Source organism: Candidatus Caldatribacterium sp. (genome assembly GCA_014359405.1).
GTDB classification, from domain to species: Bacteria; Atribacterota; Atribacteria; order Atribacterales; family Caldatribacteriaceae; genus Caldatribacterium; species Caldatribacterium oleiphilum.
Window position 1 is genome coordinate 1 of the sequence record JACIZN010000046.1, and the last position, 13,591, is coordinate 13,591.

The 13,591-nt window shown below is 54.9% G+C and carries 13 protein-coding genes and 1 pseudogene; 12 read left to right on the forward strand and 2 right to left on the reverse strand.

What is annotated here, in order from left to right; genetic code table 11:
• Positions 1-167: hypothetical protein (locus H5U36_04950; GenBank protein MBC7217502.1), on the reverse strand; the 167-nt coding region annotated here is incomplete at its 3' end.
• A gap of 131 nt (positions 168-298) precedes the next feature.
• Between H5U36_04950 and H5U36_04955 the strand changes: the two genes are divergently transcribed.
• From H5U36_04955 to H5U36_04970, 4 genes and pseudogenes are all read left to right on the forward strand, one after another.
• On the forward strand, positions 299-1,723 hold the full coding sequence (locus tag H5U36_04955) for an extracellular solute-binding protein (protein MBC7217503.1): 1,425 nt from the start codon (positions 299-301) through the stop codon (positions 1,721-1,723).
• A gap of 13 nt (positions 1,724-1,736) precedes the next feature.
• Positions 1,737-2,606 (forward strand): sugar ABC transporter permease, encoded by an 870-nt coding sequence (locus H5U36_04960; protein ID MBC7217504.1) that lies wholly within the window; start codon positions 1,737-1,739, stop codon positions 2,604-2,606.
• Positions 2,607-3,431, forward strand: a pseudogene (locus H5U36_04965) (carbohydrate ABC transporter permease).
• An 11-nt stretch (positions 3,432-3,442) separates the two neighbouring features.
• Complete coding sequence (locus H5U36_04970) at positions 3,443-3,613, forward strand: hypothetical protein (GenBank protein ID MBC7217505.1); 171 nt, start codon at positions 3,443-3,445, stop codon at positions 3,611-3,613.
• Between the two features lie 40 nt (positions 3,614-3,653).
• On the opposite strand, the gene H5U36_04975 is transcribed toward H5U36_04970, so the two are convergent.
• On the reverse strand, positions 3,654-5,060 hold the full coding sequence (locus tag H5U36_04975; protein MBC7217506.1) for a fucose isomerase: 1,407 nt from the start codon (positions 5,058-5,060) through the stop codon (positions 3,654-3,656).
• A 183-nt stretch (positions 5,061-5,243) separates the two neighbouring features.
• Between H5U36_04975 and H5U36_04980 the strand changes: the two genes are divergently transcribed.
• The 8 genes from H5U36_04980 to radA all read left to right on the forward strand — a co-directional run.
• The gene (locus H5U36_04980) at positions 5,244-5,741 is read left to right on the forward strand and encodes a Gx transporter family protein (protein ID MBC7217507.1); all 498 of its coding nucleotides are present in this window, start codon (positions 5,244-5,246) and stop codon (positions 5,739-5,741) included.
• 75 nt (positions 5,742-5,816) lie between these two features.
• Positions 5,817-6,314 carry a transcription elongation factor GreA gene (greA, locus tag H5U36_04985; GenBank protein ID MBC7217508.1) on the forward strand — a complete coding sequence of 166 codons (498 nt, stop codon included), beginning with the start codon at positions 5,817-5,819 and terminating at the stop codon, positions 6,312-6,314.
• A 21-nt stretch (positions 6,315-6,335) separates the two neighbouring features.
• The gene (gene lysS / locus H5U36_04990; protein MBC7217509.1) at positions 6,336-7,793 is read left to right on the forward strand and encodes a lysine--tRNA ligase; all 1,458 of its coding nucleotides are present in this window, start codon (positions 6,336-6,338) and stop codon (positions 7,791-7,793) included.
• 72 nt (positions 7,794-7,865) lie between these two features.
• Entirely contained in the window at positions 7,866-8,348 is a 483-nt protein-coding gene (locus H5U36_04995) for a CtsR family transcriptional regulator (GenBank protein ID MBC7217510.1), read from the forward strand.
• Positions 8,349-8,828, forward strand: coding sequence for a hypothetical protein (locus H5U36_05000; protein MBC7217511.1), 480 nt, complete (start codon positions 8,349-8,351; stop codon positions 8,826-8,828).
• A complete protein-coding gene (locus H5U36_05005; GenBank protein ID MBC7217512.1) occupies positions 8,825-9,799 on the forward strand; it encodes a hypothetical protein in 975 nt (324 codons plus the stop codon). The genes H5U36_05000 and H5U36_05005 overlap by 4 nt, the downstream gene beginning before the upstream one ends.
• Positions 9,792-12,251, forward strand: a complete 2,460-nt coding sequence (locus H5U36_05010) for an ATP-dependent Clp protease ATP-binding subunit (protein ID MBC7217513.1) — start codon at positions 9,792-9,794, stop codon at positions 12,249-12,251. Before H5U36_05005 ends, H5U36_05010 begins: the two co-directional genes overlap by 8 nt.
• 2 nt (positions 12,252-12,253) lie before the next feature.
• The coding region (gene radA / locus H5U36_05015) for a DNA repair protein RadA (protein MBC7217514.1) at positions 12,254-13,591 on the forward strand (1,338 nt) is incomplete at its 3' end.

Here is a 13,591-nt window from a genome sequence, read left to right on the forward strand (position 1 = left end):
GCGAGGGTGAAGAGATCTCGAGTGTAGTACCCGTTCGCCTTCGTAGGGTGCTCCCCGAGATAGATCTCCCGCTCCTCCCGCATGAGGTTCTCCAAAAGGTTCCGGACCATCACCTTGAGCTCCTCCGCAAACGCCTTCACAATCTCGTCACGTGTTTCCTTCTGCATGGTAGCTTTCCCTCCTTTCGAAAGCCTTTTCCAACGGGAAGGCTACCATGCTGCCCCACAGACACACTTTCTGAGACACTACCTCTTCTCGAGTCGAGTAAACAAATCCTGATCAAGGAGGGATGTGACGCATGAAGAAGCTCATTGGATTGGTTGTGGCGGCACTTCTCGTTCTGGGGAGTGCGGTGGTTTTCGCGGAAGTTGCAAATCCAGAATGGTGGCAGAAGGCAGCCGAGCCATATAAAGGCGTTGTCATCAGGGGAATTTCTGAGAGTACGCCTCCTTCAAAGGCGATGGTCGAAATCGCAGCTCCGGAGTTTGAGAAGCTCACCGGCATTAAGGTTGAGTTCGAGGTAACCTCCTGGGACGAGATGTACAATAAGTCCATCCAGGACCTCCAGACGGGTGCGGGAATCTACGATTTCATCTACGTTGAGCAGGACATCATCTACGCCTACCTTGCCCAGAACTGGTTGACGAACCTCACTCCTTTCATCCAAAACTCGGCCATCACCGAGCCCAACTTTGATCTCGATGACTTCACAAGCTTCATCAACTACTTCAAGGACGAGAAGGGCGACCTCTACGCCGTTCCGTTTGAAGCCTTCCTGAAGTCCTACATCTACCGGAAGGACCTCTTTGAGGATCCTGAGATCCAGAAAGCCTTCAAGGAGAAGTACGGGTACGACCTTGCGGTTCCCGTAACCTGGGAGCAGTACACGGACATCGCCAAGTTCTTCACCGAGTACGGGAAGGAGAAGGGCATCGAGCTCTACGGGCACATTGCTCAGGCCAAGACTCACCCTTGTGTGGCCTACGAGATGTGCGAGAGCATCTGGCCAGCCTGGGGCATCTACAACTGGGGTATTAACCTTGAGAAGATGCGGGCAAGCGTCGAGAACGGTGGAACCTTAAACAGCGACCAGGCTAAGAAGGCCTTCCGCTGGTACGTGGACATGCTCCAGTACGCACCTCCGAGAGTCCGCACCTACACCTGGGATGAGACCGCTGCTGTTTTCGGTGCCGGAAAAGTTGCCCAGGGACTCATCTACCTTGAGAACCTCGGCTGGCTTGCCCAGGACGAGACCCGTTCGGCAGTGATCGGTAAAATCGGCGTTGCCCTTCCACCGACAGCACCGGGAGTTCTTGATGAAGCGAAGGCCGGCAAGGGGTACATCGGCTACTACGATGGTGGTGCCCTTGGTATCCCGCACAGCGCCAAGAACAAAGAAGCAGCCTGGCTCTTCATCCAGTGGTGCGCCCGGAAGGAGTGGCAGCCCGAGTTTGCCCGTTTGGCCACAAGAGTCGTTCGTAAGTCCACCTTTGAGGATCCAATGATCAAGGAACTCGACGCCAAGATGGGCGGCTACTTCACCCTCCTCAAGGATTACGGTTACCTCTTTGCCGGTGCTCCGGCTCTGCCCATGCACCGTCCGCTGAACGAGCTCTACCTCAAGTGGATTTCGAAAGCCGTTGCCGGAGAAGTTTCGCCTGAGGAGGCCCTCGACAACCTGGCCAAGGAAGTCGACGCTATGATGGAAGAACTCGGGTACTGATGGAGGTTTCGCGGTGAGGGAACGCAAGGCACAGGTGTGGGGGCTTCTGGCCCCCACACTCTTTTTAATGTTTGCGATTGGTGTTGTTCCGGTTATCTACATATTGTACTTGAGCGCCTTCAAGTACAACGTGTTCTCCCGTGTGGGCATGGTGTACACTGGTTTCAATAACTTCCGTAAGCTCGTTTTCGACACCGACTTTTTAAAGTCCCTTCGCCTGGGATTGACTTTTGTTGCGCTCTGCTGTGGCATCGAGTTACCCCTTGGGCTTCTTATTGCTAATCTCCTGACGCTTGAGTTCCGGGGGAAGGGGCTTTTCCGAACCATTATGACGCTGCCTCTTGCCATGGCGCCCATAACCATCGGCAGCATGTGGGTGCTCTTGATGAACCCCGATATCGGTCCCATTCCCTTTTACCTGCGAAAGCTTGGTATTGAGTACAACATTGGAGTGAATCCCACCCAGGCCTTTTTCACCACGGTTCTTGTGGATATCTGGCACTGGACGCCTTTCGTCGTTCTGACTTTCATGGCAGGGCTTTCGGCTCTGCCCAAGCAACCGTATGAGGCGGCACTTGTCGATGGAGCAGGTCGCTGGCAGGTCTTTCGGTACATCACCGTGCCCCTCTTGAAGCCCGTCATCCTCACAACGCTTTTCATCCGTATCATGGACACCTTCCGGGTGTTCGATGAGGTCTGGATGCTCACAAGCGGTGGTCCGGGAACGGCAACCCGGTACGTGAGCATTCACTTGGTGCGTCTTGTGCTGCAGTCCATGGAGTACGGTTATAGCTCTGCCATGTCCCTTTTCCTCCTCTACCTGACGATCGTCATGTGCTGGCTCTTGATGGCCTTCATTTCCTCTTCCCAGGAGGCGGCGTAAATGCAGAGGAAAACCTTGCGGCTTGTCTTCGTTTACGTGGTGTGTATTCTCATTGCGGCTTTTACCCTTTTCCCGATCTACTGGATGTTCGTGGTTTCGGTCCGGACGAAGCTTGAGGTTTTCTCGGGACCAAGGCTCGTGCAGACGAGTTTCTACGCCTTCAACTACTACCGTCCCTTCTTCCGGGACGTGTACGGGCGGTACCTTCTGAATTCCCTCATCATCGCCTCAGGAAATACCCTCCTTGTCATTTCCCTTGCGGTTTTGGCCACCTATGCCTTCTCCCGTTTCCGGGTCCCGGGATCGAGCAACCTCTTTTTCTGGACCATCACGAACCGCATGGCGCCTCCGGCCGTGTTCATCGTGCCGTTCTTCCTCATCTTCACCCGGCTGGGTCTTCGAGACACGCGAATTGGGATAATCCTTCTCTACTGCATCTTTAACTTGCCCTTTGCAATCTGGCTCCTCAAGGGAATGATTGACTCCATTCCCAAGGAGCTCGATGAGGCCGCCTACATCGATGGGTGCTCCCTTTTTGGGGTGCTCTGGCATGTTATTCTACCCCTGGCCAAGCCCGGCATCATGACTACCGCCATTCTCACCTAGATTTTCGCCTGGAACGAGTACCTCTTCGCGGCGATTCTCACAAGCGTCAATGCTCGAACCATTACCACCGGTCTTGCGGAGTTCGTCACGGTTATCGGAACGAACTGGGGTGAGATGGCTGCGGTGTCGGTCGTGTGCCTCATCCCGGCGGTGATCTTTATCGGAATCGCTCAGCGGCACATCATCGCAGGGCTCACCTTTGGCGCAGTTAAGGATTAGGAGGGATGGCAATGCGGATACTCCCTTTCCGGAGCAACCTCTGGGATAGAATCTTCATCGGCGTTGTCATCATGTTTGCGGTGCATCTTCTCTGGGTCCGTTTCGTGGAGAGGTTTTTACCCCTCACCGTTGCAACGGTAGGCACCCTCTTTTTCCTCGTCCTCCTCATCATCACAGGATGAAAAAACCCGGACCCTTGCTGCAGGGTCCGGGTTTTGCGCTTCACTCGACGTTGTGCCAGTAGGTGTCAAACCCGAGGTATTTATCGAAGGCCTCGGCAAGAATTTCGCCCACATGGGCAAGGTTTATGGCCACGTGGTGCTCGAATCCGTTCTCGCAGAGGAAAACCAAAAGCTCCTGCAGCCCCTCGATTTTCACAACACCGATGCCGCCGAAAGTCTCCACCTTATCCGGGGTGATTTCGCCTTCAGCAATGTAGGCGACGATGCTTCCTGTCGTGTCGTCGGTGGCGAGTCGAGAGAGCGTCACCGGACCCTGGGGGATGGTGCCGTAGCAGGTTCCGTAGGTTTTCTCCTTCGGTAACGTGGAGGAAATGATGTCTCCGTAGCCCATCCGGATTCCCTGAAGGAGGGACTTGGGGAAGTTGCTGCAGTGGAAGAGGATGGCTTTGTCCGGGTCGTCGAAGTTATTGTTCCAGTCCACAAGCGCTGAAGGTTTCCCGGAGGCAAGCTGCAGGGCGTACATGCCAAGAGCTCCGGTAAGGTCCACTTCGCAGGCTGCAGGAATCAGGCGCTCGCTCAGCATACTCATTGCAGTGCAGGGCATGATGCCGAAATTCTCCTCGATGGATGTCCAGCACTGGATGGCCACAAGACGAACACCTGTTTGCGCAATCCACTCATCAAGAACCACGGCGAGTTTTGCAATCTTCACCAGAGCCTCCTCAGGAACAGAGGAGGTATCGAGGTACCCCTTGATTTCGGCAAGTTTTTCCCGAACCTTAGAGTCGGTGTCTCCGAGGCGCTCACAGGCTCCAATGATTTCTGAGAGATCGGCCACCTCGACGGAAATCCCGTGGCGCTCGAGAATTTTCTCAGAGAACCGCACGGTGTTGAAGGCGTTCGGCCGAGCACCGATCGCCCCAGCCTTGAGATTCTTGAAACCCTGGACAACTCGACAGACCCCTGCGAACCACTCGATGTCCTTGCGGAAGGTTTCCGTATCCGGGTCCTCGGTGTGGTAGGTGGTGAGGGAGAAGGGGATGCCGAACTGCCTGAGGTTGTTGCAGACCGAAAGTTTCCCGCAGAAGCTGTCCCGACGATGCTTTACATCGAGGAGATTGGTTCGGTCTGGGAAAGCGTGAACAAGAACGGGCACGTTGAGCCCGGAGAGGCGAATGGCGTAGGCAACTCCTTTTTCATCCCCAAAATTTGGCAGAGTCACGATGATGCCGCTTATCTCCTTGCGGTACTGGTCGAAGAGCCGAGCGCATTTCTCCGCATCTTCAAAAGTCTCCACGGTTCCGAACTTTGTATCCTCGGTGCTCAGGGTTACAACGTCAAAGCCCATGTCTTCGAGGATGGCAAGGACCTTTTCTCGGCCTTCTCGAGCAAGCTCATCAGGGAAAAACCCACGGTTGCCAACGATAACTCCAAGAGTCTGGGCCATGCTTTTTCCTCCTTTCGTTATGGGTGAATCTTGTTTCCTTTTGTGGAAAGCCTTCTGAGACTATATTACCACATGAGGTTCTGCTCCGCTATCCAATCAAGATGCGGGAGGCTCTTGCGGTGGTGCAGCGCTTTGTAGTATATGTGTTGGTGGAGGAGATAGGGCATTCGAAAACTTTATTCCATTGTATCTGTCGGTTTCCTTGCGGGGCTTGGAACGGTTTTCCACGTTGTTGAAGGTTTCCTTCCCCCGCCAGTTCCCCTTCCAGGCGCGAAGCTCGGCCTTGCCAATGTGGTGACGCTTTTTGGGCTCTTCCTCCTTGGGGGGAGGGAAGCCCTGTGCATTTCCCTCTTCCGTATTGCCCTTGGGAGCCTCCTTTCAGGCACGTTTCTGGGGGTGGCTTTTTTCCTGAGCCTTGGGGGTGGGGTAAGCAGTTTCGCGGTGATGTACCTTGCCAGAAAGAAAGGAGCCTCTCCCCTCTGGGTGAGCGTCCTTGGGGCACTCTTCCACAACCTCGGGCAGTGGGTGGTAGCCTCTCTGTACATCCAAAGCAGAGCTCTCTTCTTCTACCTTCCGGTGCTTTTGCTTTTTGCCATTCCCTCGGGAATTCTCATAGGATACCTCGGTGCCTTCCTCCTTGAGAAGAGGACACTGTGGAGCAGGGTGATTCTGAAAACGTAACTTGACAGCACTGGGGGCTTTCTATATCCTTATTGGGAAAGTAGGGCTCTGGAAAAATTGACGGAGGCGGCAGTCATGCAGAAGAAAGAGGATGGAAAGATTCGCTTGACTCGGGAGGGATACCAGAAGCTTGAAGAAGAGCTCCGCTATTTGAAAACGGTCAAGCGGAAGGAAATCGCGGATAAAATCAGCCATGCGCTTTCTTTTGGAGACTTGAGCGAGAACGCCGAGTACGAGGCAGCTAAAAATGAGCAGGCCTTCATCGAAGGTCGCATCCTCGCCCTTGAAGAGAAGCTCCGTCGAGCAGAGATTGTTGATGAAGAGTACGCCGAAGAGGGCGCAGACCGTGTCCGTCTCGGGGTGAGGGTTGTCCTTGAGAACCTGGACAAAGGGAAGATCGTAGAGTATGCCATCGTGGATTCTGTGGAAGCAGATCCCTCGGCACAGAAGATTTCCTTTGAATCTCCTCTTGCCCAGGCGCTCATCGGGCGCACAAGGGGCGAAGTGGTGGAGGTTAAAGTTCCTGCAGGGGTTGTACGGTACCGCATCGTGGATATTCGTGGGAGAGATTAGGACCTCTGGGTGGGGGTTCACGTGGAAGTTGCGACAAACGAGAAATTGGAAAAGCTTCAGGAACTCAGGAGTCTCGGCATAGAGCCGTACGATGGTCGTTTTGAGAAAACCCATACGGTTTCTGCTATCCGGACCGAGGAAGAGTTCCTCGTACAGAACGGCGTAAAGGTTCGGACAGCGGGAAGAATCATGGCCATCCGGAGGCACGGTAAGGCCCTCTTTGCCGATCTCCAGGACCACACGGGACGAATCCAGATATACGTGAAGAGAGACGTCCTGGGAGAGGATCGCTTTGCCGTCTTTCGGGTCATCGATGTGGGAGACCTCCTGGGGGTGGAAGGAGAGGTCTTTCGGACGCATGCCGGAGAGCTGACGGTTCTTGTGCGTGACTTTGTCTTCCTTGGGAAGTGCCTCCGGCCTCTTCCTGAGAAGTGGCATGGCCTGAAGGATGTGGAGGTTCGTTACCGCAAGCGGTACCTTGACCTCATCATGAATCCTCAGGTCCGGGAGATTTTTCTTCTCCGTTCCCGCCTCGTCCGGGAGATTCGGGCTTTCCTCGATGCCCGGGGTTTCGTGGAAGTTGAAACCCCCATGATGCAGGTTATCCCTGGAGGAGCCCTTGCCCGACCCTTCAAGACTTTCCACAACGCCCTGGGGATGGAACTCTACCTCCGCATTGCTCCTGAGCTCTTCCTGAAACGCCTCGTGGTGGGAGGATTTGAAAAAGTTTACGAAATCAACCGGAATTTCCGAAACGAGGGGATTTCTGTTCGCCACAATCCTGAGTTCACCATGCTTGAGCTCTATGAGGCGTACGGGAACTACGAGACCATGATGGAGCTCTGTGAAGAGCTCATTGCTTCGGTGGTCTTCAAGCTCCTTGGAAGGTACACGGTGACTTACCAGGGTATGGTTATTGATTTTACGCCTCCCTGGAGGCGCCTTGTGCTTCCGGAGGCCATCTTTGAGAAAACGGGCATTCGCATCCTTGAGGACCCTCTTGAAGTCATGCGGGAGAGAGCAAAAGCCCTGGGCATGGCTTTCGAGGACACCTGGGACCGGGGCAAATTCGTGAACGAGCTTCTTGAGAAATTTGTGCAACCAGAGCTCGTGCATCCTACCTTTGTGCTCGATTACCCGGTGGAGATCTCACCCCTTGCAAAGGCGAAAAAGGACGACCCTCGTCTTGCGGAGCGTTTCGAGCTCTTCATCGGGCGGGAAGAAATTGGGAATGCGTACAGCGAGCTCAACGATCCCTTTGAGCAGAGGAGGCGCTTCGAAGAGCAGACAAGGAAAAAGGCAAAAGGGGATCTCGAGGCCCACTCCATTGATGAAGATTACATCGAAGCCTTAGAGTACGGGATGCCTCCTACAGGAGGGCTTGGTATTGGTATTGATCGACTCGTCATGCTCCTTACGGATTCCCCGTCCATTCGGGAGGTTATACTCTTTCCCCTCCTCCGACCCCTTGGAGATTGACAAAAGCACTCTGGTGGGTATAATGGTAAATGTCAGTAATGGTCAAAAGGGAGACACGAGGGGGGATGGGAGATGTACTCCCTCTGTGATACCATAGAGCGGTACATCATGCGCCTCATCGAGAGTTCTCCGGACCAGGTGGTCACCATTCAGCGAGGGAAGCTGGCAAGTGAGTTCGATTGCGCTCCGTCACAGATCAACTACGTTTTAGCTACTCGTTTCAGTGTTTTCCGGGGATTCATTGTTGAGAGCCGGCGTGGAGGAAGCGGCTACGTTCGCATCAGGAAAATTCCCATCGACCGGATAGAGCCAATCGTCGCGTACCTTGAGGAGTACGAACGGCAGCTCAAGGAAAGCGATGTGGAGGACCTTTTGAGCTGGCTTGAGCGAGAGAACTTCATCACCCACCGTGAGAGCGAGCTCATGAAGGCGGCAATGATCAGGGCTTTGGAAAAGGTAGACGATCTCGGCATTCCTCCTGGGGCGGAGCGGAACCAGCTTCGCTCGAGAATTCTCAAAGAAATGCTCTTGCAGGTCCTGAGCTGGGGGAAATAGATGAGGTGCGATTTTTGCGGACACCGCGAGGCTGTTGTTGTAGTGTACCTGGTGCAGGATAGAGTTGGTACGCGGGATAAGCTCTTTTTGTGTCGGAGATGTGCAACGCACATTTCCGTTGCCCACCTCATAGAGCAGGGGCTTCGAGAGGGACGCATCCGGCGGGAGAAGACCTTAGGCCGCAAGAAGAAACGCTGTCCTTTCTGCCTTCTGCCGCTCCAGGCGTACTTGGAGAGTGGAGTTCTCGGTTGCCCGTACTGTTACAGCGCCTTTTCGAAAGAAATCGAAAAACAGGCCCAAAAGGAACAGGCGGGTAACAAGCACCGGGGCAGTGTTCCCTGGCGATTCCTCCGTAAGCGGAGAATTCAGGAGAGTCTCTCCCAGGCCCTGCGGGATTTCGAGCGCTGTGTGGCCGAGGAACGGTACGAACAGGCGGAACGCCTGAAAAAGCTCATCGAGAGGTTGCAATCACTCTTATGAAGGTGTGTCTTCCCTGGAGAAGAGCATCCCTGTCCCTTGGGATGGTTCGGGAAAAGACGAGAATTGTCCTTGCAAGGAACCTCGAAGGCCTTCCTTTTCCCTCTTCCCGCTTCTTTCGTCCCCTTTTCTCTGAAGAGGTCAAAAGGCGGGTTTCCGAAGTCCTTTTGGAGAAAGGGAAGGAATGGAGGTTGGTCCTTGAGAGGGAAACGGGTGATGCCCTTCTTTTCCTTCGGAAGGAGAGGAATCGGAAGATCGGAGTTTTGGTGAACGAGGAGGATCACCTTCGGATTTTCTCAGAGCGGATGTCTTCCCTCCGCCGATTGGATTTTGAAATGGTGCGGCGCCTTGACCGCTTTCTGGAGCGCTTCTTCGACTACGCCTTTGATCCTCAGTGGGGGTATCTCGCCTCTTCCTCCCGGTGGATGGGAACGGGTCTGCGGATTTTCCTGTGGCTTCATCTCCCGGCGCTTTCTTTGGTGTATGGGGAGGATCAGGTGCTCCGGTGGTTCCAGGAGCGCCCAGAGATTATGGTTTCCGGGTGTGGTGGAGCAAAGGAACCGGTGGCCCATGTCTTTGAAATCACGAACCGTTACACTTTGGGCGTGACGGAGAGGGAAATATTCGAATGGATGTCCTGGATTGAGCGGAAAGTCGTCCAGTGGGAACGAAGCATTCGAGACGTTCTGCGAGGTTCTGATCTCCACCGCAGAACTCTTTTGGAAAGGTTACGAGAAACAAGTAAAGATATTGCCCGAGAGGACGATAGAAAGAGTAAGAAGGTGCTCGATTTCCTCTCCTTCCTTCGCTTTGGGCAGGAGGAGGGAATATTTGCACAGGGGCGGGGTTGTAATGGGATGAGTACTCGAGGGCTGGTGGAGAGGGGTTTGCAAGCAATTCCTCTGCGAGGAGTGTGTGAGGATATACTGGAATTTTTAGGAGTTCCTTTGGGGAGGATAAAGGACGATGTTTGAACGGTATACTGAGAGGGCACGGAAAGTTATCATTCTCGCCCAGGATGAGGCAGTTCGCTTAAAGCACAACCATATCGGCACCGAACACCTCCTCCTCGGTCTTTTGCGGGAACGGGAAGGTCTGGCAGCGAAAATCCTCGACAGCTTCGATATCACCCTGGAACTCGTTCGAAGTGAGCTCGAGAACATGGTCGACCGAACCGAGTACCAGGGGTCGAAGGAAGTTGCCTTTACGCCCCGGGCTAAGCGGGTTTTAGAGCTTGCTCTTGATGAGACGCGACGCATGGGCCACAGTTACGTGGGAACCGAACATATCCTCCTTGGCATCCTTCGTGAAGGCGAGGGTGTGGGAGCGCAGATTCTCCGTCGCTTCGGACTCGATCTCGAAACGGTTCGGAGCCGCCTCTATGAGCTCCTCAACGAAACTTCTTCCTCTCAGGAGAGCTTCCCTGACACCCCGTCGCATCGTGAGAGCCGTACACCGGTCCTTGATGAGTTCAGTCGAGACCTCACGCAGCTTGCTCTTGAGCGGAAGCTCGATCCGGTCATTGGGCGGGAGAAGGAGATTGAGCGGGTTATTCAGATTTTGAGTCGGCGCACCAAGAACAATCCGGTTCTCATCGGCGAGCCGGGAGTGGGCAAAACAGCAATTGTTGAAGGTCTGGCGCAGAAGATTGTAAAGGGCGAGGTTCCTGAGATTCTAAAGGGCAAACGGGTGGTGAGCCTTGATCTCGCCGCGGTGGTTGCAGGAACCAAGTACCGAGGAGAGTTCGAAAAACGCCTAAAGAAGATAATCTCCGAGATCGTCCAGACCAAAGAGGTCATCCTCTTCATCGACGAGGTGCACACCCTTGTTGGGGCCGGAGCAGCCGAAGGGGCTATTGATGCGGCAAACATCTTAAAACCTGCTCTTGCTCGGGGAGAGCTCCAGGCCATAGGGGCAACGACCATTACCGAGTACCGGAAGTACATCGAGAAGGATTCCGCTCTCGAGCGGCGATTCCAGCCTGTGTACGTTGACGAACCTTCTCTTGAGGTCACCATCGAGATTCTCAAGGGTATTCGGGAACGGTACGAGGAACACCATAAGGTCCGCATCACCGATGGGGCTCTCGAGGCAGCGGCTAAGCTCTCCCAGCGGTACATCTCGGATCGGTACCTCCCGGACAAAGCGATTGACGTTATGGACGAGGCTGCAAGCCGTGTCCGGCTCCGGGCAACCGTTCTTCCACCTGAGCTCAAGGAACTCGAGGCTCAGATTGAAGAGGTTCGCCGGCAAAAGGAGCGGGCGGTCCGAAACCAGGACTTCGAAGAAGCGGCACGGTACCGGGATGAAGAGGAGCGGCTCAAACGAAAGTACCGGGAGAGCAAGGAGGCTTGGCTTAGGGAAATTGATGCCACCCGTCCTTTGGTGACTGAGGAAGATATCGCTGCAGTGGTCTCGAGCTGGACCGGTATTCCAGCGTTCCGTCTTGCCATGGAGGAGCGGGAACGGCTCGTGCACATGGAGGAGGAAATCCACAAGCGTATTGTGGGCCAGGAAGAGGCAGTCGAAGCAGTTTGCCGGGCAATCCGGCGGTCCAGGGCTGGGCTAAAAGACCCGCGCCGTCCCATTGGTTCCTTCATCTTCCTTGGTCCGTCGGGAGTTGGGAAGACCGAGCTTGCCAAGGCTCTCGCCGAATTCCTCTTCGGACGGGAAGACGCCCTCATCACCCTCGACATGTCCGAGTACATGGAGAAGTTCACCGTTTCTCGCCTTGTCGGTTCTCCTCCTGGGTATGTGGGGTACGAGGAAGGGGGACAGCTCACCGAAAAAGTCAGGCGGCGGCCGTACTCGGTGGTGCTCTTCGACGAAATCGAGAAGGCGAATCCCGAAATCTTCAACATTCTCCTCCAGATCATGGAGGAGGGCCGCCTCACGGACGCCCAGGGCCGGGTGGTGGACTTCAAGAACACCATCATCATCATGACCTCGAATCTCGGAGCGCGGATGATTGCCTCCCAGGGAGGCATTGGATTTGGCGATCGGAAGGACGAGGGCCTGTCGTACCAGGAGATCAAGCATCGAGTTATGGAAGAGGTCAAGCGGGTCTTCACGCCTGAGTTTCTGAACCGGGTTGATGAAATCATTGTTTTCCGACCGCTGAAGCAGAAGGAAATCGAGCAGATTGTGGAACTCCTCATGAAAGAGACCAGGGCTCGCCTGAAGGAGCACGGAATGGAAATAGAGCTCACACCAGAAGCCCGAGCCTTCATCGCCAGGGAAGGGTACGATCCGAACTTCGGCGCTCGTCCGCTTCGCCGGGCTATCCAGCGTCTTGTGGAAGATCCTCTTTCGGAGCTCATCCTGAGTGGCGTCTTCAAAGAAGGGGATCGTATCATTGTGACTCTTGAGGATGGGAAGATCTCCTTTACGAAGTTTGCGCCTTTTGAGCTCTCGCTTCAGGCTTGACGATGCGGTACGTGTGCAGTGAGTGTGGGTATTCCACCCCCAGCTGGATGGGGCGCTGTCCCCAGTGCGGGGGGTGGAATACTTTTTTTGAGGAAAAAGAGGTAAAGAAAAAACCCGAGCGGCAGTCACGTTCTCGAGTAGCGCCTGTTGCCCTGACAGAGCTGAGTGAAACCTGTGCCAGGGGGTACACTCGCTTCTCCACTGGATTTTCTGAGGTCGACCGGGTTCTGGGGGGAGGAATCGTCACTGGTTCCCTTATCCTCCTCAGTGGGGATCCTGGCATCGGGAAGTCCACCCTCCTTCTTGAGATTGTCCGCAACGTCGCTTCCTCGGGGAAACGAGTGCTCTACGTCTCAAGCGAGGAATCCCTCTCCCAGGTGTACCTCCGGGTTGAGCGGCTTAAGATAGGAAAAATCCCTACTCTTTTCCTCCTTGCCACGGGGACTTTTGAGGATGTTCTTGAAGCCCTCGACACTCTTTCGCCAGAGCTTGCCGTTGTTGATTCCATACAGAACCTCTCCCGGGAGGAGAGCGATTTCCTTCCCGGGGGTGTGGCTCTCCTTCGAGATTTGAGCGCCCAGTTCATGGGGATTGCCAAGCGCCGCAATGTGGCTCTCATTCTTGTGGGGCATGTGACAAAGGAGGGTATCGTTGCCGGCCCGAGGACTCTCGAGCACCTTGTCGATGTGGTGCTCTACCTTGAGGGGGATGCGAACCGTCCCCTCCGGGTGCTCCGAGGGATGAAGAACCGCTTTGGCTCAACGCAGGAGATTGGGCTCCTTGAACTGACGGAGGAAGGGTTCGTTGAGGTTTCCGACCCTTCCCGGTACTTTCTCCTTGACGGAGAGAGCGCTCCCCGTACGGGCGTTGCCCGAACCGTCCTTGCAGAAGGGAAGAGAGCCATGGTGGTCGAGATTCAGTCCCTCGTGCATCCGAGCTTTCTCGATTTCCCTCGGCGGGTGAGTTTGGGAGTTGACCTGAACCGGGTGCATCTTCTCCTTGCGGTTATTGAAAAAATGGCTCGGGTTCGCTTTTCCCGTCAGGATGTCTACGTGAGCATTGCCGGGGGCATCCGCACCGAGGAAACGAGTCTTGACCTTGCCCTCTGTGTGAGCCTCGTCTCCTCACGCCTTGAAAAGGAGGTCCGCAAGGACACCATCTTCTGCGGTGAGGTGGGGCTTGGAGGAGAGATTCGCTCCGTGCCCTTCCTCGAGAGCCGTCTCCAGGAAGCACTCCGGGTGGGAATTCGGCGGGCAGTGCTTGCCCGGGGGCAGAAGGTTCCTCCTCGGCTTTCAGGGATGGAGTGCGCTTTCTACGGGAACATCCTCGAACTCTTCCAG